We start from the raw sequence: 25,914 nt of genomic DNA on the forward strand, positions 1-25,914 counted from the left end.
CGCGGTGGTTCAGCGGCACAGGAGCGCGGCGCGCAGGTCGAGTTTGTGGTCGAGGAGGGTGAGGTCCCGTCCGGTGAGGGCCTGCACGCGCTCGATGCGGTAGTGCACGGTGTTGACGTGCAGATGCAGGGCCTTCGCGGTGCGCGCCCAGGAGCAGTTGTGGGCGAGGAAGACCTCCAGGGTCTCCAGGAGCGTGCGGTGCGAGGCCGAGTCGCCGTCGGCGAGCGGACCGAGTGTCCTGGCACTGAAGATCCTCCGTACGTCGGCGGGAATGCCGGCCAACAGGGAGTCCAGGGAGGCGAGTTCCTCGATCGCGCGCACGCGGCCGGTCACCGGGGAGCCGTGTCTTGCCGCCGCGAGGGCGAAGCGGGCCTGGGCGAGGGCGGCGGGGAGCCCGCCGGGCCGCGTGGCCGGTGCGCTGACGCCGGCGTACAGGGGCGTCTCGGGCCGGCAGCCGTGCAGCAGGGGCCAGGGCTCGTCGAGCGGAAGGGGGTCCTCATCACTGCTGCGTACGACGGCGACGGCTTGCGCGCCCTTGGCCGTGCCGGCCTCGAAGACCGTGCCGGGGAGGTGGTGAAGTGCCTCCCTGAGCGCTTGTTCGGCGCCGCGGCCCGCGAGTCGTCCGCCCATGGTCGTGGCCACGATCCGCCACGGCCCCTCGGCGAGCGGCCCGCATGCCGCGAGGGCGTTCGCCAGGGCTCCGGCGTCGGTGTCGCCCCTGTCGAGGAGGGCGATCAACTCCTGCCCGGTGCGACGCCGGTCCTTGTGCCTGCGGTCGTGGTGGACACGGTACTGGCCGATGACCTCGGCTATCTCGTGCAGGGCCCGGGGAGGAGCGGCACCGGCCTGCGGCGCATGCAGATACCAGGTGTCGTACGGCGTGCTCTCGGCCTGGACTCTCAGCGTTTCCCCGGCGCCGCCGCGCAGGCTCTCCACCGCCCGCGCCGCCGACAGCTCGGGGGCCGAAGCGGTGCGGGCAAGGGTGCGTCCGGTGCTGGTCAGCACGTAACACGGCGGGGTGCCGAACGGGGCGCACGCACGCCGGAGCAGTTCCTCGGCATCGGTGTCCTGATCGACGAGACGGCCGAGGTCTCCGCGTACGTTCTCGGGGAGGGCGAAGTGGTCCGCGGGGCGGCGGCTGAGGTCGCCCCACTGGCGCCGGTAGACGACTTCGGTGATGGCCCGGAAGTTCGTGTACGCCGGTACGGCCAGGAGCGCGATGCCGTGTGCGCGGCAGGAGTTGACGACGTCGGCGGGGATGGTGCCGTGGGTCTCCTCTCCGGCGAGCAGCGCCGCTGCCCCGGCCGCTGCCAGTGCGGAGACGAAGCGTTCGGTCCTGGCGTGGCCGTCCGCCGCGTTCCACCAGACCAGCCCGCTGAGCACGATCTCTCCGGGCTGGACGAACCGGGCGGGGTCCTCCAGGTCGGTGGCGGTGACTCCGCTGATCGTCCGGTGGAGCAGGTTCTCGCCACCCCAGACGAGGGTGAGTTCGAGTCCCTCTGTCTGGAGGAGGTCTCCGACGTGCATGTGCTGACTCCTTGTACGGCCGCCGGATCCGCGTTCCGGCTTCTCATATTCACCAGGTGAATGCGAGTTGAAACATCGTAAGTGCAAGGAACCAGATGCGAAATGCCTCTTGGTTGATTCACCAGTCCCAGGCCGCTGGGGCTGGAGCTTTTCCGTGCGGCGGACCAGTCGTTTTCGGCCCCCGGCACGGCTTCACTGAGCCAAGGAAGCAGCGGTCGACGGTGGTGGAGACATGGATCTGAACACGGTTCTCGATGTGCTTGACGCACGCCGGCGCGGGCCCTGGCGTCGGGGCGATGCCTGGCTCGGCGGCGGTACTTACCTCTTCTCGGAGCCGCAGCCGCAGCTGCGTCGCCTGGTGGATCTGAGCCGGATGGGCTGGGAGCCGGTCCGGACGCTGCCGGACGGATCGTTGGAGATCGCGGCCACCTGCACGATCGCGGAGCTGTCCCGGTTCGGGCGGACCCTCGACGCGGCGGCCGCCCCGCTCTTCGAGCAGTGCTGCCGGGCCTTTCTCGCCTCGTTCAAGATCTGGAACATGGCGACCGTGGGCGGCAATCTCTGCAACGGCCTGCCGGCCGGGCCGATGATCTCCCTCACCGCTGCCCTCGACGGTGAGTGCCTGCTCCAGGCGCAGGACGGCTCGCTGCGGCGGGTGAAGGTCGCGGACTTCGTCACCGGAGCCGGCCGCAAGGACCTTGCCGAGGGCGAGTTGCTGCGGTCGGTGACGATCCCCGCCCGCTCGCTGTGGTGCCGTACGGCCTTCATGCAGGTGTCGCTCTACGGGCTCGGGCGCTCCGGGGCCCTCGTCATCGGGACGCTGGATCCGGTGGACGGCTCGCTCGCCGTGACCATCACGGCCGCGACGAGGCGTCCGTTCCGGCTCTGGTTCGCCCTGCCGCCGGACCGGGCCGAGTTGCGCGCGGCGATCGCTTCGGCCGTGGGCGAGGCCGACTGGTTCGACGACATCCATGGACTGCCCGAGTGGCGGCGGCAGATGTCCTTCCTCCTCGCCGAGCAGGTCCGGCGGGAACTAGTCCAGGGGCGTGTGCGATGAGCTTCGGCATCCAGGTCAACGGCCGGCCCTTCGACGCCGAGCCGCGTGCCGGGCAGTGTCTGCGGACGTATCTGCGCGAAAGCGGCTGGTTCGGCGTGAAGAAGGGCTGCGACGCCGGGGACTGCGGCGCCTGCACGGTCCATGTGGACGGCGAGCCGGTGCACAGCTGTCTCTATCCGGCCGTACGTGCCGAGGGCCGGTCGGTGACCACCGTGGAGGGGTTGGCCGCGCGGGACGGTGAACTCCACCCCGTACAGCAGAAGTTCCTGGACGCGCAGGGCTTCCAGTGCGGGTTCTGCACCGCGGGGTTCCTGATGACGACGGCTGCCCTCGAAGCGGAGAAGGGATGCGCGCACGACGACGGCAAGTTGGACGACCTGCCGCGGGCCTTCAAGGGCAACATCTGCCGCTGCACCGGATATCGCGCCATCGAGGACGCCGTCCGCGGGGTCAAGCACACCGAGCAACCCGGCGCGGGCGAGGCGGTCGGCAAGAGCCTCGGCGCCCCCGCCGGCCCACACATCGTGACGGGCACCGCCCGCTACACCTTCGACGTGGAGGTCCCCGGGCTCCTCCACATGAAGCTGCTGCGCTCCCCGCACCCGCACGCCCGCATCCTCGCCATCGACACCTCCGCGGCCCTCCGCGTGCCCGGCGTGCATGCCGTCCTCACCCACGAGGACGCCCCCGCCACGCTCTACTCCAGCGCCAGGCACGAGCACCCGCACGAGGACCCCGACGACACCCGCGTCCTGGACGACGTCGTCCGCTTCGTCGGCCAGCGCGTCGCCGCCGTCGTCGCGATCAGCGAGCAGGCCGCCGAGGAGGGCTGCCGGCGGATCGAGGTGACGTACGAGCAACTCCCTTACGTCACCGACCCCGAGGAGGCGATGCGCCCCGGGGCACCCGTCATCCACGCGGGCAAGGGTGCGCAGGAGCGGATCGCCCGCGTCGAGAACAACGTGGCCGGCGAGGTGCACGGTGAGATCGGCTCGGTGGACGACGGGTTCGCCGAGGCCTCGGTCGTGTACGAGGAGACCTTCCGGACCCAGCGCGTGCAGCACGCCAGCCTCGAAACCCATGGCTGTGTCGCGTACTTCGAGCCGAAGGAGGACGGAAGCGGGGAACGTCTCACCGTGCGCTCCAGCACGCAGACCCCGTTCCTGACCCGCCGCGCGCTGTGCGCCCTCTACGGATTCCCGGAGGACGAGGTCCGGGTCGTCGCGGGCCGGGTGGGCGGTGGCTTCGGCGGCAAGCAGGAGATGTTCGCCGAGGACGTCGTCGCCCTCGCCGCGCTCAAGCTGCGCCGCCCGGTCAAGCTCGAGTTCACCCGCGCCGAGCAGTTCTACGGGGCCAGCACCCGCCACCCGTTCACGATCCGCATCAAGCTGGGCGCCCGCGCCGACGGCACGCTGACCGCGATCCAGATGCGGGTGGTCTCCAACACCGGCGCCTACGGCAACCACGGACCCGGCGTCATGTTCCACAGCGTCGGCGAGTCCTTCGCCATCTACCGGGCCCCGCACAAGAAGGTCGACGCGTACGCCGTCTACACCAACGTCGTCCCCTCAGGAGCCTTCCGCGGCTACGGACTTGGCCAGACCACCTTCGCCGTCGAGTCCGCCATGGACGAGGTCGCCCGTCGCCTCGGCATGGACCCGCTGGCCTTCCGGGAGAAGAACATCATCGGCCCCGGCGACCACATGGTCACCCCGATCGGCCACGACGAGGACCTCTACATCGCCTCGTACGGCCTCGACCAGTGCCTGAGCATCGTCCGCAGCGCCATCGCCGAGGACCGCAGCACCGAAGAGGTGCCCGAGGGCTGGCTCACCGGTCAGGGCGCCGCCACGGCGATGATCGCCACCGCCCCGCCGAACGGGCACTACGCGGATGCCACCGTCTCCCTCCTTGCCGACGGGACGTACGACATCGCCGTCGGGACGGCCGAGTTCGGCAACGGCACCACCACCGTGCACAAGCAGATCACCGCGGGAGCCCTGAACACGACCGTCGACCGGATCGTCGTCCGCCAGTCCGACACCGCCGTCGTCCGCCACGACACCGGCGCCTTCGGATCCGCCGGCACCGTCGTGGCAGGCAAGGCGGTGCTGCTCGCCGCGGACTCCCTGGCCGGGCGGCTGAAGACCTTCGCGGCCCGGTACACCGGAGTGCCCCGCCACCTGTGCACGCTCGATGCGGAGGCGTTCGACTGCGCGGGTCGCTCGGTCACGCTCAAGGAGTTGCACGAGGCCGCTCACGCGCGAGGAGCGCAGGACGAGCTCACCGCGGACGGCTACTGGGGCGGCAGCCCGCGCTCCGTGGCCTTCAACGCGCAATGGTTCCGTGTCGCGGTCGACCCGGAGACGGGCGAGATGAGGATCCTGCGCAGCGTGCACGCGGCCGACGCGGGAAAGGTCATGAACCCCTTGCAGTGCCGGGGCCAGGTCGAAGGCGGAGTCGCCCAGGCGCTGGGTGCCACGCTGTTCGAGACCGTACGGGTCGACGAGCGTGGCGAGGTGACGACGGCGGCCTTCCGCCGGTACCGCCTTCCGCAGTACGCCGACGTGCCGCGTACCGAGGTCCACTTCATGGAGACGTCCGACTCGACCGGCCCGCTCGGAGCCAAGTCGATGAGCGAGAGCCCCTTCAACCCGGTCGCCCCGGCCTTCGCCAACGCCTTGTACGACGCCACGGGCATCCGCTTCACCGAACTGCCCGTCACCCGCGACCGCGTCTGGCTGGCGATGAACCAGCGGGCGGCGCGGCGGGGCAAGCCCTCCCCCTGACCCCCGGCCGGTCGCACGCACCATCCCGCTCGCCCCTCCACACACCCCTTTTTCCTTGAGTCCCCCATGCGAAGGAGACCGCCATGCTGGACATCGCCGAAGAACTCGACAGGTGGGCCCGGCAGGGACGTGAGTTCGCCGTCGCCACGGTCGTGGCCACGAACGGAAGCTCGCCCCGGCAGCCCGGTGCGGCCCTCGCCGTCGACAGCGCCGGCACGGCCGTCGGGTCGGTCTCCGGCGGATGCGTGGAGGGCGCGGTCTACGACCTGTGCCGGCAGGCCCTGGCCGACGGCGAGAGCACCCTGGAGAGCTTCGGCTACAGCGACGAAGACGCCTTCGCCGTCGGCCTGACCTGCGGCGGGGTCATCGACATACTCGTCACGCCGGTCCTGGCCGACTCGCCCGCCCGCGCGGTGTTCACGGCGGCCTGTGCCGCCGCCTCACGAAGGTCCGCGGCGGCACTGGTCCGCGTTGCCGAAGGGCCGTCCGCACTCCTCGGCCGCGCCCTTCTGGTCCATCCCGACGGCAGGTACGAAGGCGGGCTCGGCGGCGACCTCGGCCTGGACCGGGCAGCGGCCGAGGCGGCCCACGCCATGTTGGACGCCGGGCAGACCGGCGGGGTCGCCATCGGCGAGGACGGCTCGCGCTGCGGGCAGCCGCTGACGCTCCTCGTCGAGTCCAGCGTCCCCGCCCCCCGCATGATCGTTTTCGGGGCGATCGACTTCGCGTCGGCGCTCGTCAGGGTCGGAAAACTCCTCGGTCACCACGTGACCGTGTGCGACGCCCGCCCCGTCTTCGCAACGAGGGAACGCTTTCCCGAGGCGGACGAGGTCGTCGTCGACTGGCCGCACCGCTACCTGGCGGCGACGCGGCTGGACTCCCGGGCGGTGCTCTGCGTCCTCACCCACGACGCCAAGTTCGACGTACCCCTGCTGGAGTTGGCGTTGAGGCTGCCCGTGGCGTACATCGGCGCGATGGGTTCGCGCCGCACCCACCAGGAGCGCAACGAGCGGCTGCGGGAGGCCGGCGTCACCGAACTGGAACTGGCCCGCCTGAGGTCCCCCATCGGACTCGACCTGGGCGCGCGGACACCGGAGGAGACGGCGCTGTCGATCGCGGCGGAGATCGTGGCCGTCCGGCGCGGCGGCTCCGGTGCGGCGCTGAGAGGGGCCCAGACACCGATCCACCACGACGGGGCAAGGGGCCCCGCACGAAGGATCGGTGAGGTCGCTTAGCCGCGACTGGACTCGCCTGGACTCGCCTGGACGCGCCTGGACGCGCCTGGACGCGATGCTGTTGCGTTGGCTGCGATCGTGGTCCGCCGGCCCGGGCCGCACGGTCCTCACATCTCGGTGGCGGCCCCGGGAACCGTAATGCAACGGCATTGCGCTTGGACGACGCCTGGTTGATCATCCAGCGAACCACCTTGCAGCCACGCGCATTTCGGTTCCCCGTCCAGTAGATCCCCGGACCGCCGCTTGATGGACTGGAGTCGTTCAAATGACGGGTCGCACCGGCTTTCGCGGTCCGTTGCCGAGAGGAGACGGCTGTGTGGCGTGGCGTCTGGTGACCATGCCACGCAGTCCCCTTCGAGAACCGTCGCCGCATCGACGGCCCGGTGGCAAGCGCCGCCCGAACAACATCCTCGGCACAGCGGACCACCGATGCCGACGCCATCCACGCCCGACAGCCTGCCGCGGAACGTCGGATGATGAACCAGAGGATGCCATGCAGGCGTTCGTAGCAACCTCACAACTGCCAAGCAGATTCGGCATATTGGCTCGCAGACGGGGTTCTCGTCAGGGGCGATCGGGTATCACTTGTCGCGGCACCGATCGCCGTCCGAAGGGGAACCGATGAGCCGACCGAGCACCGCATCCCTCGCCACCCCGACCGGCATCGCGACCTTCACGGTCGGCGGGGAGGTCGCGCAGTCGTTCACGCTCACCGTCGCGGACCTCCGCGACGGCTGGCCGCAGCATCAGGCGGAGGTGACCTTCGACTGCGCCACCAGCGGGCCGCAGCACCACCGCTTCGAAGGGCCCCTGCTGCACGACGTCATGCGCACCGCAGAGCCCGGCTTCGACCCCCGGCGGCGCAAGGACCGTTCCCGCTTCGTCCTCGCGATCAGCGGGGGCGACGGTCACCACACCGTGCTCTCGTGGGGCGAGATCGACCCCGACTTCGCCGGCTCCCCGGTACTGCTGGCGACCCGGCTCGACGACACGGATCTCGATGCGGCTGGCAGTCAGCTCGTCGTGCCCTCGGACCGCTGCGGGGCCCGGTACATCAGCGCGATCACCAGCATCTGGGCCGGCGCCTGCCGTCCGGCACATGCGCGGATGCCGACCAGGAGCGTGACGACGGCTGGTCCTGAGGCCGTCGCGAACTGACCGACCGGCCTACGTCTCGTAGGTCTGGATGCGCGTGCCGTCGCTGCGCCGGGTGAGTGCCGGGAGCCGCTCGGCGAGTTCCGCGACGGTCCCGGCCACGTCGACGGTGAGCAACTTGCGGTCGCGCATCAGGACTTGGCCGTCGACGATCGTGGTCACCACGTCGCTCGCGCGGGCGCTGTGCACCAGCGTGGCGGCGAGGTCGTGCACGGGTTGCGTATGCGGTCCGGAGACGTCGACGAGCACCAGGTCGGCGCGCCGTCCCGGTGCGAGCGACCCGATGCTGTCGCCGAGCCCGAGCGCCTGGGCGCTCTGCAGCGTGGCGTGGTGCAGGGCTTGGCGGGCGGTGAGCCAAGTGGGATCGCGGCGGGCGGACTTCTGCACCAGGGCGGTGAGCGTCATGGCCTCCCACACGTCGAGGGTGTTGTTCGACGCGGCGCCGTCCGTCGCGAGCCCGACGGGGATGCCCAGGTCCGCGAGTTCCTTGACGGGCGTGGTGTCCCAGCCGAATTTCAGATAGCCGCGCGGGGCGGTCGCGACGGCGATCCGGCCCGTGGCGCGCGCCAGCACGGCGAAGTCGCTCTCGGCGATACCGGTGCCGTGCGCGATGAGCAGGTCGGCGTCGAGGAGGCCGGCGCGCTCCAGGACCTCGATGGGCGTACGGCCCTCGGTGGCGAGGGAGTGCTCGGTCTGGGCGCGGTTCTCGGCGGCATGGAGGTGCACCTGGAGGCCGTGTTCCAGGGCGAGTTCGGCGGTCGCGGCGAGGTCAGGACCGTCCACGGTGTACGGGGCGTGCGGGGCGAGGGCCGTGGTGATCCGGCCGTCCGCGGCGCCCCTGGTGCGCAGGGCGAAGTCCAGTGACCGCTCGCGGCCCTGCGGGCCCTGCGAGGAGAAGTAGGCCCAGCCCAGGTGCGCGCGCAGCCCGCTCTCCGCGGCGACCGCCGCCACGGCGTCCATCTCGAAATAGTGGTCCGCGAAGCAGGTCACACCGCCCCGGATCATCTCCGCGCAGGCGAGCCGGGCACCCAACTCCACGTCCCGCTCGGTGAGGTTGGACTCGATGGGCCAGATCCAGTCGTTGAACCACTCCTCCACCGGAAGGTCCTCGGCGATGCCCCGCAGGGTGACCATCGGCGTGTGCGTATGGCAGTTGATGAAGCCGGGCAGCGCGACTTGCCCGTCGGCCTCGATGCGTTCGCGGGCCGGGAGACCTGCCGCCTCTGCGGCCGGCAGCAGTGCGTCGATGACTCCGTCGCGTACGACCACGGCGCAGTCCTCGAGGAAGTCGATCCGTTGGTGTTCGTCATGCACCAGGGCCGTGCAGCCGGAGATGAGGAGATCAGCGGGGCCTTGCGCGTCACGCGGTGTCATCGCGCAACGGTATCGGCACAGGGCACACGAGGCCGCCGACCGCTCGGGGCCGCACCGACCCACTCAACGGCCCGGGACGCTCCAACGCGGCCCCTGCGGCGTGTCCGTCACCTCGACGCCCGCCGCGGCGAGGCGGTCCCTGATGCGGTCCGCCGCCGGGTAGTCGCGGCGGTCGCGGGCGATTCTGCGCTCGTCGAGCACCAGGCCGACCAGCTCGTCGAAGGTGTCCCGCAATCCGCCGGTCGCGGGGGCGGTGGCCGACCACTGGGGTGCGAGCGGGTCGAGGCCGAGCACGTCCAGCATGGCCCTTGTCGTGCCGAGGAGTTGGGCCGTCTGTTCCTTGTCGTCCGCGGCCAGCGCCGTGTTGCCCGCGCGGACATGCTGGTGGACCAGCGCGACCGCCTGGGGGACGCCCAGGTCGTCGTCGAGCGCGGCGGCGAATGCGCCGGGCACGGGCTCCGGCTCCGGCTCCGAGGTGAGTGCGGTGCCGAGGCGTTCGGCGGCGCGCAGGACGAACTGCTCGATCCTGCCGTAGGCGGCCGCGGCCTCGTCCAGGGCCGCCGGGGTGTACTCGATGGTGGAGCGGTAGTGGGCCGCTCCCAGGTAGTAGCGCAGGACGACCGGCCGGTGGCGGGTCAGGAGTTCGGACACGAGCAGCGAGTTCCCGAGCGACTTCGACATCTTCTCACCGCCCAGGGTGACCCACGCGTTGTGCATCCAGTACCGGGCGAAGGGGCTGCCTGCGGCCCGGGATTGGGCGCGTTCGTTCTCGTGGTGCGGGAAGAGCAGGTCGATGCCGCCGCCGTGGATGTCGAAGGTGTCGCCGAGATAGTGGTGGGCCATGGCCGAACACTCCAGGTGCCAGCCCGGCCGCCCCGGGCCCCAGGGGGTGTCCCAGTGCGGCTCGCCCGGTTTGGCGGCCTTCCACAGCGCGAAGTCCCTCGGATCCCGCTTGCCCGGCGCCGTGTCGCGCGCCGACTGCGCGTCGTCGGGGCGGTGCCCGGAGAGCTGCCCGTACTCGGCGAAGGAACCGACCGAGAACAGCACGTCGCCGCCCGCCGCATAGGCATGCCCGCGCGCCGTCAACTCCCGCATGAGCTCGATCATTTGCGGGATGTGCCCGGTGGCGCGTGGCTCGACGGTGGGTGCAAGACAGCCGAGCGCCCGGTAGGCGGCGGTAAAGGCACGCTCGTTGCGCTGGGCGAGCTCCCAGTACGGCACCGGTTCGGCGGCCGCCTTGGTGAGGATCTTGTCGTCGATGTCGGTGACGTTGCGGCACAGCGTGACACGGTGGCCTGTGTGGGTGAGCCAGCGGGCGAGGATGTCGAAGTTGACGCCCGAGCGGACGTGCCCGAGGTGCGGCGGCGACTGGACGGTGGCACCGCAGACGTAGAGGGACACCGCCCCCGGGGTGTGGGGGACGAAGCCGCGGACGGTGCGGGTCGCGGTGTCGAAGAGCCTCAACGGCACGGCTGCCTCCTGGTGGGCGTAGGGGTATCGGGGCGCGGGTCGGATCGACGGGCCACGGGGCGTACGACGGTTCCGAGGACGCGTACGGCCGGGAAGTAGCCCGTCTGCCGTGAGTCGAGGCTGGCCTCGGGGTTGTCGCCGAGGAGTACCAGGCGGCCGTCGGGCACCTGCGCTTCCGGCACCGAGGCCAGCGCGGGCACGGTGGCGCGTGGCACCGTGTCACCGGGGACGGCCGCGACCCGCTTGATGATCCACAGCCGGGCGTGCACGGCGGCGGGCGCGGAACGGAAAGGGAGCGGCGGCTGCGACCACTGGCCGTGCGGGTCACGCTGTTCCAGTACGACCACGTCACCGGCCGCGAGCCGTCGGGTACGCCGGACCAGTACGCGATCGCCGTCCAGGAAGGACGGTTCCATGCTGCGGCCGCGTACGGTCACCACGGTGAGCCGGCGACCGAGGAGCGCGGCCGCGGCGACGCCGGTCCACGCTGCGAGCGCGGCAAGTCCCGGCAGCACGGCGGGCAGCGGACCGTACGCGCGTGCCGCCACCGGCACGGCAGCCGTGCACAACACGGCGCACAGCAGGGCCGCGGCACGGGCGAGGCGCGCCCCGAGATGCCGGCGCTCCGCCGCGTGCGGGTCGGGCAGCACCGGGCCTGTCCGGGGGTCGGTCCGGGTCATGTGAGGCCTCCCCCGACCATCTCCGTGCTGTCGGATCCTGCGGCGTCAGGCTCGCTGTCGGCCGGTGCCGGCGAGGCGGACCCGTAGCCCTGGGCCTGCAGGGTGAACAGGCGGGCGTACTCCCCGCCGAGCCTCATCAGCTCCTCGTGATCGCCCTGTTCGGTGATCTCACCGGCTGCCAGGACCACGATGTGGTCGGCCTCGCGCACTGCTCCGAGGCGGTGCGAGATGAGCAGGCTGGTGCGGCCTTCGCGGTGCCTGCGCAGCGCGGTGTGGATCTCGTGTTCCGCGGCGGCGTCGAGTCCGGCCGACGGTTCGTCGAGGATCATCAGATCCCGCCGGTCGCGCAGGAAGGCCCGGGCCAGGGCGAGGCGCTGCCACTGGCCGCCGGAGAGTTCGACCCCTGTGTCGGGGTCGTCGGCGGGACCGGAGTGGAACATCCGGGAGAGCAGGGTGTCGTAGCCGCGAGGCAGTGCGGTGATGCGCGGATGGGCGCCGGCGCGTTCGGCGGCCTGGCGGATCCGGTCGCGGTCGTCGAGCGCGTCGAGGTCGCCCAGGGCGATGTTCTCGGCCGCCGTGAGGTCGTAGTGCATGAAGTCCTGGAAGACCGCGCCGATCCGCCGGCGGAGGACCGCCGGGTGGATGTCCCGCAGATCGACCCCGTCCCACAGGACGGCGCCGTGCGTGGGGTCGTAGAACCGGCAGAGGAGCTTGACGAGGGTGGACTTGCCCGCGCCGTTGAGGCCGACGAGGGCGACCGAACTGCCGCAGGGGATCCGCAGGTTGAGGCCGTGCAGCACCCAGGGGTGGTCGTCGGAGTAGCGAAATGCGACGTCACGGAACTCGATCTCCCCGCGCAGCGGGGCGAGTTCGGCGTCCCCTTCGCGCACGGGCAGATCGGTGCCGGCCGTCGTCACCGCCGCATAGTGCTCGAACATCAGCAGCGCCTGGTGCGAGCGGGCCACCTCGCCCGCCATGGCGGTCAGCGCGCCCTGCACGCCGGCCACCGCGGCCACGAACACGGTGACATCACCCACCGACAGCGTCCCGCTCTGGGCCACCCGCACCGACCAGACGAGGCCCGCGCCCGACACGGCCGCGGCGAGGACGCCGAGCAGGGACTGCACGCGGACCTCCCGCAGATCCGTGCGGCGGCGGGCTCTGTTGGCGGTCCGCCGCTCGGTGAGCATGCGGGTGCGCAGAAAGCTCCCGATGCCGAAGAGGCGTACCTCCTTGGCGGCGGCGACCGTGCCGAGCAGTTCGCTGTAGAACGTCTCGCGGCGCTCGGCCGGCCCGATGTCCCAGAACATCCTGGCCCTCCTGCGCGACAGCGCGACCTCGGCGAGCAGCACCGGCACCCCGGCCCCCAGGACGAGCGCCGCCATCAGCGGGCTGACCAGGAGGAGGGTGCCGAGGAACCCGGTGACGGTGGCGGTCGAGCGCAGCACGCCCAGTACCCCGTCCACCGCCTGGTTCGGGGACATCCGGCCGGCCTCCTTGGCCAGCCGCAGACGGTCCAGGAACTGCGGGTCCTCGAAGCGCGCGAGTCCTTGGAAGCCGTCCACCGCGGCGAACAGGCGGTCCTGGGCGAGCAGTCCCACGCGGCGCTCCAGCTCGGCCCGCAGATAGCCGGTGGCATGCGGCAGCACGCCCATGACCAGGCCGGCCGCCGCGATGCCACCGCCGTGTGCGAGCAGTACCGGCCCGGGCGCGCCGGCGACCAGGCCGTCGAGCAGCTGCTTGGTCAGCCAGGCCACCGCGACCGGGAGCAGTCCGGTGGCCAGGGACAGCACGGTGTAGAGGGCCAGAGCGGCCGGGGCGGCCTCGCGCGCCAGGGTGAAGGCGGCGCCGCAGTGGCGCAGTTCCACCCGGGCGGCGGTCATGCCGCCAGGGCGGCGGGCCGGTCCAGCCGCACGTCGTTGGCGGTCACGACGGTGCCGCCGGCACCGTCGGGCGCCACCCGCAGGATCGTGGGGAACGCCTTGACCTGGAAGGCGGCGCCCAGCGCCCCGTCCGAAAGCTCGGACACCACACGGGCCACCGGCCGCAGCTGCTCGATGAAGCCGGCCGACTCCTCCGGATCGCCGACCACGGCGACCAGGACCCGGTCCCGTTCGATGCCGCCGCGCCGTACGTACTCGACGAACTTGGGCAGCTTGTCCTTGCAGGGGCCGCACGTGGGCGAGAAGAACGCCACGAGGGTGTCGTCCGCGGCCAGTTGGTGCGTGAGCGGCTCACCGTCCACGGTGGCCACCGCGAAGTCGTCCACGCGGGTACCGACGTTGATGGTGTACGTGTCCACCGCCGAGCCCGCGGCCGCGATGAGTTCGGTGTGCTCACGCAGCCTCTTGATGACCCCGACGACGAGGACGAGGTTCAGGGCGGACAGCACTCCCACGACGAGCAGGAGCGGAAGCAGGAACGACATGAGAGGTCTCCTCAGGGCGTGGTGCGAGGGTCGAGGGGGTCGAAGGGGCCCGTGCGGGCGCCGCAGGGCGGCCGGCCGGCACCGGGCTGAACAGCGAGACGAGATCGTCGAAGGCGGTGATCAGACCCCCGCCGAGCAGGCCGAGCACGGCCGGCAGGACGGTCTGGGCCGCCGTCACAGGACGGGGAGCGCTCACCGCGGCCACAGCCGCCGGTGCGGCGATCCCGGCCAGGGCGGCATTGCGCACGACATGGCGGATGCCGAGCGGAGTCGTGGACGCCCCGAAACAGCGGCAGGCCGTACGCACGCCCCGGCGCACGGTGAGCGTGATCGCGACGCCGAACACGGACAGGAGGCCGGCCGCCAGGGCGAGACCGGCCGCGGTGGCGTACGGAAACGGTGTCAGGAGCAGGGCCACGACCATTCCTTCGGCCGCGACCACCAGTGCCGCGACCGGGGCGGTCCGCAGGCCGCCGGGAAGGAGCCGCATGGCGCCTATCGACGAGGCGAAGGAGGAAAAGGCCTGCCGCCCGGCCACTTTGCTCAGCACCGAAATCAGAAAGACGATTCCGATGAGGAAGCGGCTTGCCATGACCAGATGGGGCACAGGAATTCACTCCCTTGTGCGGGTACTTGGTGAATGGAATGCGAAATGGGGCACGACTGCGCCCGGTGCCGGGCGCCGAGGTGCGGCGGCCTGCGCGAGTGCGGCCGCCACACCTCGGTCAGCGTCGGTTCAGCAGCGACCCGAGAGGCAGACCAGCTGGCCGTTGCAGGTGTTCACCTTGCAGGCGGAGTGGGCACACTGCCAGCAGTCGTTCCAGCAGTTCCAGCCACACGCGGACGCTTCGATGCGGGGGACGAGACGCTCGACGAGAGCGGTCCCGAGAGACTCCAGCTTCTTGAACATGTCACCACTTCCTGTTGTCTGTTGTTTCCCGGATGTGTTCCGGTGAGAAATACTGTGCCGGTCGGGGTGAACCCCGGTCTTGTAGAAATTCGGAGCAGTCCCGGCACTTCGCCAGGAGCCGTGCCGGGCACCCGGTCATCGCCTTGAATTCCCGGCTGAAATGCGCCTGGTCGTAGTACCCCGCGAGCTCCGCGACCTGCGCGGCCGGGCGCCCCTCGGACAGCAGGCGCAGGCTCCGCCGCAGCCGCAGGACTCGCGCCGCCGCCTTGGGCGTCACCCCGATCTGCTCCTGGAAGCGGCGTTCCAACTGGCTCTGGCTCCAGCCCACATGCCGGGCGAGCTGCGAAATGGGGACCGCTCCGCAGTGCCGGGCGAGCAGCGTCCAGGCGGCGGCGACCGGCGGCGCATGCGGCGGCACCCCCGCCAGCAGCCCGGTCAACTCCGCGTCGAGCAGGGCGAATCGGGCGGGCCAGTCCGGTGCGGCGGCCAACGCGTCGGTCAGTGGGGCCAGGTCGTGGCCGAGGAGCTCGGATGCCTCCATGACATTGTCGGTGAGCTGGTCCATGGGGATGCCGAACATCCGGTACGCGGCCCAGGGCGCGAGCGCGATCTCGATGCCGGTCAGCGGCGATTCGTGCTCGCTCACCATGGCGGTGGTGTGCAGTCCGCAGACCGGCGAGGTATAGGCAGCCGTGGGCAGCGGGCCGCCCGGCGCACTGCCGAGCAGCAGCTTGCCTTCGAGGAGGAGCACCAGGGAGACGGCGCCCACAGGGGGTTCGAGGTGGCCGCAGGGCGGTCCGGCGGTGAGCCGGAAGCCCCGGTAGCGCAGCACCCCCGGCCGAAGTGTCGGCCTGGGCGCCGACTGGGCGAATTCACTGGAGGTGCGAGGGCATGCCGAATACTCCACTCCCGGGTCCTTCCTGTCCTGAGAGTCGGCTGAGTGGTGGAGCAGCTGAGAGGTCGGACCGTGCAGGGCGACGGCCGAGAGCCGGCCCTGAAGAACGCGGCCGAGAACCGACCGTGAAAGCACAGAGGTACGACTGCACGCGTGGAAGAGCTTGCCCGTGTGGCGCGAAGACGCCCCGCCGGCGGGGCACGCCCGGTTTCGCCCGGCGCGGTGTGGCCGGTCAGTCGGGCAGGCCCGCTCCGTGCACTTCGATGTGCGCGCCCGCGAGCCGGTCGGCATCGCGGCCGAGGAGCATGAGAGCGGCTCCGGCGATCTGTTCGGCGGATGCGGTGGCCGCGGCGGACAGTACGTTCGCACGCAGGGTGCCGCTGCTGGTGCGCAGCGCCCACACCGCGGCACGCGGAGCCTCCGCGTGCGGGACGAGGAGCACGATGCGCCCCGGCCGGTCGGCCTCGGCCATGGCCTTCCCCATGGCGGTGGCCACGGGGTACGGCGGTCCGTCGGCGGGAAGGAGCCCGATGAGGATGTCCGGTGCCCCCAGGTCGTGCGTGACGTCCGCGACGAGCCGGTGGACCATCGCCGCATCGTCCGGGTCGACCACGTAGGGCAGCGCGGTGATGCTCAGATCCGTCAACTCCCGGCAGTACAGGGCGGCTTGCTGTGCGGACGGCCCGGTGATCGCGACGGTGACACCGCGTGCGGCCAGAGGTTCGCACACCAGCCGGCCGATCCGGTCGTATCCGCCGACGACCACGGCCACCTGCTCCCGGTACGCGGCGGCCGGCTCAGACATCCTGCCGGTTCGGGCCGACGGGACGGGGGGCGATGGGCCAGATGAAGTCGTTCGGCGAGTATGACGCCGACCGTACGGAAGTCTCCTGCGGGTGCTGTGCCCCGTCGGTCACGGGCCCGGTGAACGCACCCATGCCCGCCATGCCCGCGAGGACGGCCGCGGCCGTGAGGGCACATCGCACCGCTGCGGTCTGCTTGGTGGTCGTGCTCCGCTTGATCTTCATGGTCTCTCCAACTGGGTGTGAGGGGTGGCCGCTGCCCGGCCCTTCGAGGGGTCCGTGGCGCTTCATGGCCCTAGAAAACAGGGCGGCGCCGAGCAACGTAAGCCCCATCCCGCGGCAGCCCGCTGCCTGACAGATTCCTGCCAATCGACGCCTCCGTACGGCTCGAACGTCTCAAAGCAGGCTGGTCAAGACGCTGGTGCGCGGAGGATGGTGATCGCCCACCCGCTCTGCCCGGGTGGATGACGGGGGGTCAGAATCGATGCTCCAGCGACGATGTCCGGCCGGCACCTGGGAGACGGCACGGGAGCTTCCCGGTGTCGCGCTGCGTCCCGGTGTGCTGGAGTACCGCGGCTTTTCCATGGCACTCGGCCGCCCGCGCCGGCGGCTCGAGGTGCCGACCACTTTGGTGACCGTGCTGTTCAACTTCGGTCAGCCGATGCGGGTGAGCCGGCCGTCCGACGGGCTGGTCCTCGCGGACACCGACGGGCCGTTCGTCGCGGGGCTGCTCACCCACTCCACCGTCGGAGAGCACGGCGGCGACGCCCGCGGAGTCGAGGTCTCGATGCAACCCTGGGCCGCCTACCGGCTGTTCGGTGTCCCGCTGCACGAGTTGGCGGGCGCTCTGACGCCGCTCGACTCCGTCGCCCGCCCCGCGGACCGCGCCCTGACCGACGCGCTGGCCGGGGCGCGGGGCTGGCAGGCCCGGTTCGACCTGCTCGATGCCGCCCTGGAGATCGCGTACGCCGGTGGACCGGTGCCGAGCCCGCGCGTGATCTGGGCCTGGAACCGGCTCCGGCAGAGCCATGGTGCTCTCGCCGTGCGCACCCTCGTCGACGAAACCGGCTGGGGCGAACGGCAGTTGGAGCGGCGCTTTCGCGAGCAGATCGGGCTGCCGCCGCGCACGGCCGCCCGGCTGCTGCGGGTCCAGCACGCCCTGCGGCTGCTCACGGACGGCGGGGCGCCCGCCGCCGTGGCGGTCGACTCCGGCTTCTACGACCAGGCCCATTTCGGGCGGGACTTCAAAGCGATCACCGGCTGTACGCCCTCGCAGTTCATGGCGGCACGTCACACGCCGCCCGTCGGACCGCCGGTGCTCGACCGGGTCTCCGGGCAGATCACCAGCGCGGCGCTGCCCCACGGGCGCGGCCCTGCCCGGACCCGTGGGGCGCAGATCGTCCTGCGCTCGCCGCGCCGGACCTCGGTGGGCAACTCCTCGTGAGCGCGGTCGCCGCGCGGCCTGCGCGTGAGCACGCTCGCCGCTCGGTCGGTGCGCGGGGCACGGTCGGATCCGTACAAGACGGTGTGAAGATCCCGTGACAGCCTCGGGCCATGCGTACTGGCGGTTCCGAGGAAGAACAGGACCGTACGGGCGATCCCCCTGCGCCCGCACCGTCGCAGCCGTCCACCGGGAGCCCGGAGCAGGACGGGGCGCTCGACGCGGAAGCCCTGGCGGTGTACCGGGCCGTGCTGCTCCATCACGAGCACGATCGCGGCCGGCTCGCCAGGCGTCTGGGCATGAGCGAGGACCGGGTCGGATCCGCCGTGGCACGGCTGGTCGCCCTGTCCCTGCTGCGCCCCTCGTGGGACCGGCCCGACCTGGTCCGCGCGGTGAGCCCCGACCTGGGTCTGGAGCTGATGCTGCAGCGCGAGCAGCAGGAACTGGCCCTGCGTCAGGAGCGGCTCGCCCAGACCCGGGCGGCGCTGTCCACGCTCGCGGCCGAGTACGCCGCCGGAGCCGGTGAGTCCGGGGCCCGGCGCGGCACCGAGGTCCTCGAGGGCATGGATGAGATCCGCACCCGTCTGGAGACGCTGGCCAGCCGCTGCTCGCGGGAAGCCCTCTCGTTCCAGCCCGGCGGCGCCCTGCCCACCGAGGCCATCGAGGCCGGCCGGTCGCTGAACGAGCAGGCGATGCTGCGCGGGGTGAAGTTCCGCAGCATCTACCTGCAGAGCATCACCAAGGACCGGGTGACCGCGGGCTACGTCCGCTGGGCGCGGAAGCAGGGCAGCGAGATACGCCTGGCCCCGACGCTGCCCATGCGGCTGCTGATCGTCGACCGCGAGGTGGCCGTCATCCCGGGCGAGCCGGGCGCGGGCCGGCCCACGGCGGTGCTGATCCGCAGCGTCCCCGTGATCCTCGCGCTGGTCGCCCTGTTCGAGGCGTACTGGAAGGACGCCGAGGCGATGCACACCCCGTCCGACTCGGCGGCCCCGGCGGGTCCGGCAGGTCCCACACCGCAGGAGCGCGAGCTCCTGCGCATGCTCGCCGACGGCGGCAAGGACGAGTCGGCGGCCCGCGCCCTGGGCATCTCGATCCGTACCGAACGCCGCATGGTGGCCGACCTCATGCACCGCGTGAACGCCAACAGCCGGTTCGAACTGGGCGTCCGGGCCTGCCAGATGGGCTGGCTCTGAGGCCCCGGAGAACCAGCCTCTCCCCCGCGCGGCGGAGGGGGACCCTGCCTGCGAACGATGCCTGTGGGCAGTGGCGTTGACGACGATCAGTGCGTATCCCAACGCTCTTCGATCGGAGCCCCGCAATGCTGAACAGGTCCCTTCGCGCCGCCGCCCTCCTTGCCGTCGTGGTGGCCGTAGCCGCGCCCGTCGCCGTCGCGGCACCTGCCGTGTCCTCGCCGCCCGCGCGGGAGACCGTCGCCGTCTCCTCGCTCAAGGGCGACGCCCGCATGGACTACCCCGTCGCGGACCAGGAGGTACGGGTGTCCGTCGACGCCCGCTCCACGTACACCGCGGGCAGTATCCCGCAGCACCCCTCGGGCACCTTCCGCATCTCGCACGCCCAGGACGGCAAGCTCTACTGGGGCGAGTTCAAGGTCGACTGCCTCACCACCGGCGGCCCCACCGCCACCGTCACCGGCCGCCTGGTCCGCACCAGCCCCGGCCACCCCTGGCTCACCGAGCTGGACCCGCACACCCGCATGGGCGTGAGCTTCTTCGTCCCGGAGAACGGCGAGGCCCGCATCGGCCTCTCCGGAGCCACCAAGAAGGGCAAGCCGCTCCTCACGAAGTGCATGGCGCCCGCCGCCGACGCGAAGGTCGTCGACGGCGCGTACACCCTGCACGACCGCAACAGCTAGGCGCTCCACCGGGGGAGGAGGGAGGGGATTCAACTGCGGGCCGCCCGTGGGCCGGTCGCGCAGTTTCCCCGACCTCGCGAGGCCTCGCCGCACTCCCCGGCCGACACTGATGCGCACTCAGCCCATGGCCGCGACCATCCACCCGCCGAAGACTCCCAGCGGAAGCCCCATGAGGCCGGCGGCCATCAGCCACCCCACTCTCCGCGTCGACCTCGCACCGACCAGCCCGCAGAACGGGGCCATCACAGCGCAGTAGAGCAACAGGACGGGGAAGAGCAGCAGGATGCCGGCTCCCATGATGTTTTCCCTTCGGCGGGTTCCGCGGCTCCCATCCAGGAGGCACGGCACAGCCGTAGCAGGCTCTCTGCGGCCACTCACCCTCACACTATATTGAACGCGTTCAAATTCGCGCGGTGATCAGGTCCTCGCACTCGGCTCGCAGGTGTCCCGCCCGCGCTGCCCCGCGCGCTGGCGTGGCGCCCAAGGTTGCCGTGCAGGTTGGCCGATGGTGGTGGGGCGCCTCGCGCAGAGGTCAGCCGTCCCCTCAGGAGCACGTACATGAGCACGTCTTACGCGCAGCAGTCCGCGCCCTCCCGGGCGGAACAGTCCGAGCCCTCCCACGAGGAGGCAGGCGAGCAGACCGGTGACCGTATCGCCGTGGTCATCGGCAGTAGCCGTCCGACGCGGATCTGTCCTCGCATCGCCGCCTGGATCCGGGATGCCGCGCAGGAGGGCAGCCCGCTCCACTACGACCTGCTCGACCTCGCCGAGGTGAACCTGCCCCTGCTGGACGAGCCGCTCAAGGCGGCGCTGGAGCAGTACGAGCACGAGCACACACGGCAGTGGAGTCGCACGGTTCTCTCCTACAGCGGCTTCCTGTTCGTGTTCCCCCAGTACAACTGGGGCTATCCCGCCGTGGTGAAGAACGCCGTGGACTTCCTCTACCACGAGTGGCACGACAAGCCGGCCACCGTGGCCTGCTACGGCACCCATGGCGGAAACAAGGGTGCGACTCAGTTCCTGACCGTCCTCAAGGGCTTGCACATGCGCTCGCTGGACGATCACCTCGAACTCGTCATCACGGACCAGGACGTCGACGACGCCTGGCAGCTCAAAGACGTCAATGCCACGCTGCACCCCTACCGGGACCAGGTCAGGGCGATCGACGAGCAGATGATCCAGGCTCTCAAGGACGGCCAGTAGCACGGCCGGAGCCGCTTCCGCACGCCCGACTGCCATCACGGTCAAGCATCGCCACTGCCAGAAGTTGGATCAACGACGTATCTTGCAACCGCAGTCACCACCGCAGGCACAACAGCGGTTCAGGAAGCGGGGAGCAGGGAGCGTGGAGCTGCGCGAGGGAGATGTACCCGGCCGCCCTCCACCCGGCCGGAACCATGACTTCACAGGGAATCCCATGCCCAAGCTGCGCCACGTCGCCGTTGCCGCCCTCTGCGCGGCCCTCCTGATACTCACCGGATGCGGCCGTGCGGAAAGCGGGCACCCGGGCCCCTCCCGCACCACCGGCGCCAACGGCCTTCACGACGGCCCTGCCTGGCGCTACGACTACACCGGGAAGGACACCAACGCCTCCTTCGAAGACATCGCCGCCGCCTCCGCCGACGACGCCTGGGCGGTGGGCAAGAGTCCCGTCACCGGATGGGTGGACGACCAACGGACGCTCCTCTTCCACTACGACGGGAAGGCATGGCGCCCGTACGACCTCCCGCCCGCGCTGCGCCGCCTCGACGAGCTCCCCATCGTCCGGCTCGACGCCTCCGGTCCGGGTGACGTGTGGCTCTTCGCAGGCGTGCTCACCAACCCCGAGAGGAGTCACCCGCCCCTGGCCGCGCACTGGGACGGCAAGACGTGGCAGGTCGTGGACCTCCCCCGGGACTTCCCCGATGCCGTGTTCGGCGCCGCCGCCTTCGGCCCCGAAGACGCCTGGGTCGTCAGCCGTACGGACACCGCCTGGCACTGGGACGGGCGGCAATGGCGCGACTTCCGCCTGCCCGGCAGGGCGTACGCGCTGGCGGGCGTATCGGGGCGGGATCTGTGGGCCGTGGGTGCCGGCCCGGAGAGTGAGAGCGTTCCCGGAGCCGCGGCCATGCACTGGGACGGCAAGAAGTGGACGGAGGCGACGTTGCCCACCGAGCCGCCGGGGCCCGAGGACGACCCGCACTTCGCCGAACTCAACTATGTCGTCGCCCTGTCGACCCGCGACGTGCGGGCCTTCGGCGACGTACTCAGCGAGGGTGGCGACAGCGACGCGTACTCCGCGGCACTCGAACTGCGCTGGGACGGCTCCCGGTGGGCGAAGCAGGACGAGCCGGCGTGCTGCGTGACCGGACACGGCCCGAAGGCCTTCTTCCTCAGCCCCAAGCGCTATTTGACTCCGTCCGGCGAGGAGCTGCGCATCACCCAGCCGCCCTGCCTCGCCGGCCGGCCGGGCAAGGTCGGCGCGAAGGGGTGCCGGCAGAAGCTCCAGCTCGAGGACTACGCCGCGGTCCCGGGAACCCGGCAGACCTGGGGCGTCGGCTCCGTCAGGGGCAGCGGCGCGGGTGCGGACCCCGCCCGCCCCGTCATCGTCCGCCTCACCGCGGCTCCTTGACCCTGGCGCCCTCGCGGTGCGTCTCCACGCAGGCTCCGGAAACCCCGAACCCCTAGGGGAAACGGGTGGGGTCAAGTCCACCAGTTGGATGACCAGTTGATGGATGTGGTGAGCGGGTGTGGTCGGCGAGGCTCTGCGCATGAAGAAGATCAAGCGCAGAGCCGCCCTGGTCGCCGCATCGGCCGCCGTGTTCAGCCTCACCGTTCCGCTCGCCGCGAGCGCCGCCCCTGAGGGCAGGGCACCGGACGGCCCCGCCTGGGAGCGCTGCGAGGGTGGCGGCGCGGATCCGCGGCAGGAGTGCGCCACGGTCCAAGTGCCTCTGGACTACGCCGATCCGGACGGCCGGCAGATCTCCCTCGCCATCTCGCGGATCCGCAGCGAGAAGCCTCAGTCGCGCCGCGGCGCGCTGCTGCTCATCCCCGGCGGGCCCGGGAACACCGGTCTCAACGGGCCCACCGACAGGGCGAAGCAACTGCCGGCGTCGGTTCGGGACGCGTACGACCTGATCGGCTTCGACCCGCGCGGGCTCGGCCGCTCCACGCCCGTCAGCTGCGGGTTCGCGCGCGGCGACCTCTCCCCCATGAAGCTCAGGCCCTGGCCGGGGCCCGACGGGTCCCTCGACGAGAGCGTCGCCACCGGAAGGCGGATGGCCCGGGCCTGCGAGCGCAGCGGCGAGGCCGACGGAGGCGCGCTGCTGCGCAGCCTCACCACCGCCAACGAGGCCCGCGACCTCGACCGCATCAGGGCCGCGCTCGGCGAGCGCAAGATCTCGGCGTGGAGTGTTTCGTACGGTACGTACCCGGGCGCGGTCTACAACCAGCTGTTCCCGCATCGCGTCGACCGCCTCGTGCTCGACAGCAACGACAACCCCGACCCCACGAAGGTCGGTCGCGGTTGGATCGCCGCGCACGAGGCCGGAGTCGAGGACAGCTTTCCGGCCTTCGCCAAGTGGGCGTCGGATCCCGGCAATCCGCTGCGCCTGGCACAGCGCGAGGACGAGGTGCGGCCGCTCTTCCTGCACCTCGCACAGGAGTTGGACCGCAAGCCGATCCCGTGGCCGGGCGCCAACCCTGCGGAGCTGAACGGCAATGTGCTCCGCCACGAGTTGCTCAGCGCGCTGTACGCGCCCCGGGAGAGCTTCGACGGCCTCGCCGAGCTGATCCTGGCCGCACGTGCGGGCAAGGTGCCGCCCGCACCGCCCGCCCCGCCCGAGGACTTCATGCAGAACGCCGCCACGGTGGGCACCGCGGTCGTCTGCAACGACGTCAAGTGGCCGACCGACGCTGCCACTTACCAGAGGGGCGTCGACGAGAGCCGGGCCAGGTTCCCGCTCACCGCGGGAATGCCCAGGGGCGTGACGCCGTGTGCCTTCTGGCCGTACGCGCCCAAGGAGCCGCCGGTGCGGATCACCGACCGGGGGCCGTCCAATGTGCTGCTCGTGCAGAACGCGCGCGATGTCGCCACCCCGCTGGCCGGCGCCCTCGAACTCCGCAAGGCCCTGGGCGGGCGGGCCAGGATGGTCACCGTCGACTCGACCGGACACGACGCGTACCTGGACAACGGCAACGAGTGCGGCGACCGGACCGTCACGCGCTACCTCGTCACGGGGAAGCGGCCGGGGCGGGACGTGTATTGCGCGACGGCGGGCTGAGGACGCGGACTTGGGGCCGGGGCCGGTAGTGGCTACTGGCCCTCGGCCCGTGTCTCCTTGCGGACGTCTGCGGCGATCCTCGCGGCCTCTTCCAGGGAGTAGGTGCCCGATTCCTTGTTCGCGATGACCAGAGCGACCGTGCTGTAGTCGGCCCAGGCACATATGTAGTTCAGCTCTTCGTCTCCCGAGAGCGCGCCCTTCGCCTTCTGGCACTTCATCAGAGCGCCGTCCAGGTTGGCGGGTGACACGTTCTCCGGGGCGCCGATCAGCTCGACGTCGTCCTCATCCGCCACTTCCTTCTTCACGTTCCCGAAGAAGGTGTCGAGTGATTTCGCAGGGTCCTTCGACTCGCCGTACGCACCGACGAAAATGAGGTCCTTGGAGCTGGATGTGTAGTCGGGATTGATCACTTGGGCGCCCGGCGAGAGCACGCCGGAGAACAGGTTCGAGGAACCGGAGTCCTCGACGGGGTCGGGCTCGCCGTCATTGCCGCTGCGCTTGAAATCACCGTCCAGCAGCGAGACAGGAGCGGTCAGCTTGTGCGGACCGTCGTCGGCGAGGCCGGACCCGTCGTCCGAGGTGAGGTACCAGACACCACCGCCGATCGCCGCCAGCACCAGCACCGCGCCCACGATGGCCCCGGTCCTCTTGCTGCTCGGGCTCCCGCCCGCCGGTTGCGGCGGCACTGCGCCGTAGGGCAGCGGAGGGGCCTGAGGCGGGGGCGGGCCGTAACCCGCCGGTGCCTGCTGCGGGTACCCGTACCCCTGTGTCGGCGGCATCTCCGGCGGAGGCGGCGGCTGTTGCTGCCCGTAATACGGTTCGGGCTGGTCCTGGCTCATCGTGTCTGTCCCCTCCGCGTACTGACCAGTCGTCTTGCAGATCGTGGCCGCGGCCACCGGCGTGCATCGCACGGACTTGACTTCCCCCAGTGCGGATCAGTTGACGCACTACGGGCTGCTCGCGGTTCCGGGCTGCGGGGCGGTCAAGGCCTCGTCCCAAGTTCCGGACCTCGCGTCTGCGCCGTACCCATGGCCCCCGAAGGACCGCCGGTAGGCCGCAGGCGTGGTGTGCACCAGGGCGTGGAAGCGCCTGCGCAGGTTGGCGGCCGAGGACAGCCCCACCCGTACCGCGACCGTCTCCACCGGCAGTTCGGTCTCCTCCAGGAGCGCCCGCGCGGCCGCGACGCGCCGCTGGAGCAGCCAGCGGCCGGGGCTGACACCGAGCTGGTCGGCGAACCTGCGCGCGAGGGTGCGCGGCGAGACCCTGGCCCGCGCGGCGAGGTCTTCGAGGGTGAGGGGCTGGTGCAGCCGTTCGGTGGCCCAGTCGAGGACGGGGGCCAGCGATTCGGCCTGCCGGTCGGCGGGGGTCCCGGTGCTGTATTGCAGCTGCCCGCCCTCACGGTGCGGGGGCATCACCATGTGCCGGGCGACGTGCGCGGCGTAGGCGGCGCCGTGGTCGGCGCGGGCCAGGTGCAGGCACAGGTCGATGCCGGCGGCGGTGCCGGCGCTGGTGGCGATGTCGCCCAAGTCGACGTACAGGGTGTCGGGTTCGACCTCCACGTCGGGGAAGCGTGCGGCGAGCTCGGCGGCTAGCCGCCAGTGGGTGGTCGCCCTGCGGTGCGCGAGCAACCCGGCCTCGGCGAGGAGGAAGGCGCCCGAGCAGATCGCCACGATCCGGGCGCCCCGGCGGTGCGCCCGCCGCACGGCGTCGATCACCGCGGGCGAGGCGGGTCCCGCGCGGTGCTGCCAGCCGGGGACGACCACCGTGTCGGCCGCGTCGAGGGCCGTGAGGTCCGCGCCGACGAGCATGTCGTAGCCGGCCAGGGTCGGCACGGCGCCCGGACGCTCGGTGCACACGGCGAACTCGTACCCGCTGACCAGACCGGGGCGCCGCACGCCGAAGACCTCGGCGGCGGACGCCAATTCGAACGTGGACTGCCGCTGCACGACCAATGCCGCCACCCGGTGCACTCCCATGGCAAGAAAGTATCCCTTGATGTCGATCCAGACACT

The 25,914-nt window shown here is 71.4% G+C and carries 24 protein-coding genes; 10 read left to right on the top strand and 14 right to left on the bottom strand.

Annotation, left to right across the window (positions count from 1 at the left end):
• Positions 1–9: 9 nt before the first annotated feature.
• The gene (locus OG430_RS03590) at positions 10–1,527 is read right to left on the bottom strand and encodes a helix-turn-helix domain-containing protein (RefSeq protein ID WP_327350907.1); all 1,518 of its coding nucleotides are present in this window, start codon (positions 1,525–1,527) and stop codon (positions 10–12) included.
• Positions 1,528–1,759: 232 nt separating this feature from the next.
• Here OG430_RS03590 and OG430_RS03595 point away from each other — a divergent pair, with 232 nt between their 5' ends.
• The 4 genes from OG430_RS03595 (at position 1,760) to OG430_RS03610 (ending at position 7,766) form a co-directional block, all read left to right on the top strand.
• Complete coding sequence (locus tag OG430_RS03595) at positions 1,760–2,584, top strand: FAD binding domain-containing protein (protein ID WP_327350908.1); 825 nt, start codon at positions 1,760–1,762, stop codon at positions 2,582–2,584.
• Positions 2,581–5,373, top strand: coding sequence for a molybdopterin-dependent oxidoreductase (locus OG430_RS03600; protein WP_327350909.1), 2,793 nt, complete (start codon positions 2,581–2,583; stop codon positions 5,371–5,373). Before OG430_RS03595 ends, OG430_RS03600 begins: the two co-directional genes overlap by 4 nt.
• Positions 5,374–5,456: 83 nt before the next feature.
• Entirely contained in the window at positions 5,457–6,608 is a 1,152-nt protein-coding gene (locus OG430_RS03605; RefSeq protein WP_327350910.1) for an XdhC family protein, read from the top strand.
• Between the two features lie 621 nt (positions 6,609–7,229).
• Entirely contained in the window at positions 7,230–7,766 is a 537-nt protein-coding gene (locus tag OG430_RS03610; protein WP_327350911.1) for a molybdopterin-dependent oxidoreductase, read from the top strand.
• Between the two features lie 9 nt (positions 7,767–7,775).
• On the opposite strand, the gene OG430_RS03615 is transcribed toward OG430_RS03610, so the two are convergent.
• The 10 genes from OG430_RS03615 to OG430_RS03660 all read right to left on the bottom strand — a co-directional run bounded on the left by OG430_RS03615 (position 7,776) and on the right by OG430_RS03660 (position 16,548).
• Positions 7,776–9,137, bottom strand: a complete 1,362-nt coding sequence (locus tag OG430_RS03615; RefSeq protein WP_327350912.1) for an amidohydrolase — start codon at positions 9,135–9,137, stop codon at positions 7,776–7,778.
• Between the two features lie 63 nt (positions 9,138–9,200).
• On the bottom strand, positions 9,201–10,607 hold the full coding sequence (gene cysS / locus OG430_RS03620) for a cysteine--tRNA ligase (RefSeq protein ID WP_327350913.1): 1,407 nt from the start codon (positions 10,605–10,607) through the stop codon (positions 9,201–9,203).
• Positions 10,598–11,287, bottom strand: a complete 690-nt coding sequence (locus OG430_RS03625; protein ID WP_327350914.1) for a S26 family signal peptidase — start codon at positions 11,285–11,287, stop codon at positions 10,598–10,600. The genes cysS and OG430_RS03625 overlap by 10 nt, the downstream gene beginning before the upstream one ends.
• On the bottom strand, positions 11,284–13,170 hold the full coding sequence (locus OG430_RS03630; RefSeq protein WP_327350915.1) for an ABC transporter ATP-binding protein: 1,887 nt from the start codon (positions 13,168–13,170) through the stop codon (positions 11,284–11,286). The genes OG430_RS03625 and OG430_RS03630 overlap by 4 nt, the downstream gene beginning before the upstream one ends.
• Positions 13,167–13,715, bottom strand: a complete 549-nt coding sequence (locus OG430_RS03635; protein WP_327350916.1) for a TlpA family protein disulfide reductase — start codon at positions 13,713–13,715, stop codon at positions 13,167–13,169. Before OG430_RS03635 ends, OG430_RS03630 begins: the two co-directional genes overlap by 4 nt.
• Positions 13,624–14,307 (bottom strand): MauE/DoxX family redox-associated membrane protein, encoded by a 684-nt coding sequence (locus OG430_RS03640; RefSeq protein ID WP_327350917.1) that lies wholly within the window; start codon positions 14,305–14,307, stop codon positions 13,624–13,626. Before OG430_RS03640 ends, OG430_RS03635 begins: the two co-directional genes overlap by 92 nt.
• 144 nt (positions 14,308–14,451) lie before the next feature.
• On the bottom strand, positions 14,452–14,625 hold the full coding sequence (locus OG430_RS03645; protein WP_327350918.1) for a hypothetical protein: 174 nt from the start codon (positions 14,623–14,625) through the stop codon (positions 14,452–14,454).
• A gap of 1 nt (position 14,626) precedes the next feature.
• A complete protein-coding gene (locus OG430_RS03650) occupies positions 14,627–15,457 on the bottom strand; it encodes a helix-turn-helix domain-containing protein (RefSeq protein WP_327350919.1) in 831 nt (276 codons plus the stop codon).
• 295 nt (positions 15,458–15,752) lie between these two features.
• On the bottom strand, positions 15,753–16,325 hold the full coding sequence (locus tag OG430_RS03655; protein ID WP_327350920.1) for an SDR family NAD(P)-dependent oxidoreductase: 573 nt from the start codon (positions 16,323–16,325) through the stop codon (positions 15,753–15,755).
• A complete protein-coding gene (locus OG430_RS03660; RefSeq protein WP_327350921.1) occupies positions 16,318–16,548 on the bottom strand; it encodes a hypothetical protein in 231 nt (76 codons plus the stop codon). Before OG430_RS03660 ends, OG430_RS03655 begins: the two co-directional genes overlap by 8 nt.
• Before the next feature lie 259 nt (positions 16,549–16,807).
• Between OG430_RS03660 and OG430_RS03665 the strand changes: the two genes are divergently transcribed.
• The 3 genes from OG430_RS03665 to OG430_RS03675 all read left to right on the top strand — a co-directional run bounded on the left by OG430_RS03665 (position 16,808) and on the right by OG430_RS03675 (position 19,640).
• On the top strand, positions 16,808–17,767 hold the full coding sequence (locus OG430_RS03665) for a helix-turn-helix domain-containing protein (protein ID WP_327350922.1): 960 nt from the start codon (positions 16,808–16,810) through the stop codon (positions 17,765–17,767).
• 110 nt (positions 17,768–17,877) lie between these two features.
• Complete coding sequence (locus OG430_RS03670; RefSeq protein WP_327350923.1) at positions 17,878–18,960, top strand: LuxR C-terminal-related transcriptional regulator; 1,083 nt, start codon at positions 17,878–17,880, stop codon at positions 18,958–18,960.
• Between the two features lie 125 nt (positions 18,961–19,085).
• On the top strand, positions 19,086–19,640 hold the full coding sequence (locus OG430_RS03675; protein ID WP_327350924.1) for a hypothetical protein: 555 nt from the start codon (positions 19,086–19,088) through the stop codon (positions 19,638–19,640).
• Positions 19,641–19,757: 117 nt separating this feature from the next.
• Here OG430_RS03675 and OG430_RS03680 read toward each other — a convergent pair whose 3' ends face one another.
• Positions 19,758–19,937: a hypothetical protein gene (locus OG430_RS03680; RefSeq protein ID WP_327350925.1), complete on the bottom strand. Its 180-nt coding sequence runs from the start codon at positions 19,935–19,937 to the stop codon at positions 19,758–19,760.
• A gap of 261 nt (positions 19,938–20,198) precedes the next feature.
• Between OG430_RS03680 and OG430_RS03685 the strand changes: the two genes are divergently transcribed.
• The 3 genes from OG430_RS03685 (at position 20,199) to OG430_RS03695 (ending at position 23,902) form a co-directional block, all read left to right on the top strand.
• Complete coding sequence (locus OG430_RS03685; RefSeq protein WP_327350926.1) at positions 20,199–20,843, top strand: NADPH-dependent FMN reductase; 645 nt, start codon at positions 20,199–20,201, stop codon at positions 20,841–20,843.
• Between the two features lie 214 nt (positions 20,844–21,057).
• The gene (locus OG430_RS03690) at positions 21,058–22,251 is read left to right on the top strand and encodes a hypothetical protein (protein ID WP_327350927.1); all 1,194 of its coding nucleotides are present in this window, start codon (positions 21,058–21,060) and stop codon (positions 22,249–22,251) included.
• Positions 22,252–22,390: 139 nt separating this feature from the next.
• Entirely contained in the window at positions 22,391–23,902 is a 1,512-nt protein-coding gene (locus OG430_RS03695) for an alpha/beta hydrolase (protein WP_327350928.1), read from the top strand.
• Positions 23,903–23,934: 32 nt separating this feature from the next.
• Here OG430_RS03695 and OG430_RS03700 read toward each other — a convergent pair whose 3' ends face one another.
• Positions 23,935–24,741: a hypothetical protein gene (locus OG430_RS03700; protein WP_327350929.1), complete on the bottom strand. Its 807-nt coding sequence runs from the start codon at positions 24,739–24,741 to the stop codon at positions 23,935–23,937.
• A 108-nt stretch (positions 24,742–24,849) separates the two neighbouring features.
• Positions 24,850–25,878: a helix-turn-helix domain-containing protein gene (locus OG430_RS03705; protein ID WP_327350930.1), complete on the bottom strand. Its 1,029-nt coding sequence runs from the start codon at positions 25,876–25,878 to the stop codon at positions 24,850–24,852.
• Between the last annotated feature and the right edge of the window lie 36 nt (positions 25,879–25,914).

The organism is Streptomyces sp. NBC_01304, assembly GCF_035975855.1.
In the GTDB taxonomy this organism is placed as follows: domain Bacteria; phylum Actinomycetota; class Actinomycetes; order Streptomycetales; family Streptomycetaceae; genus Streptomyces.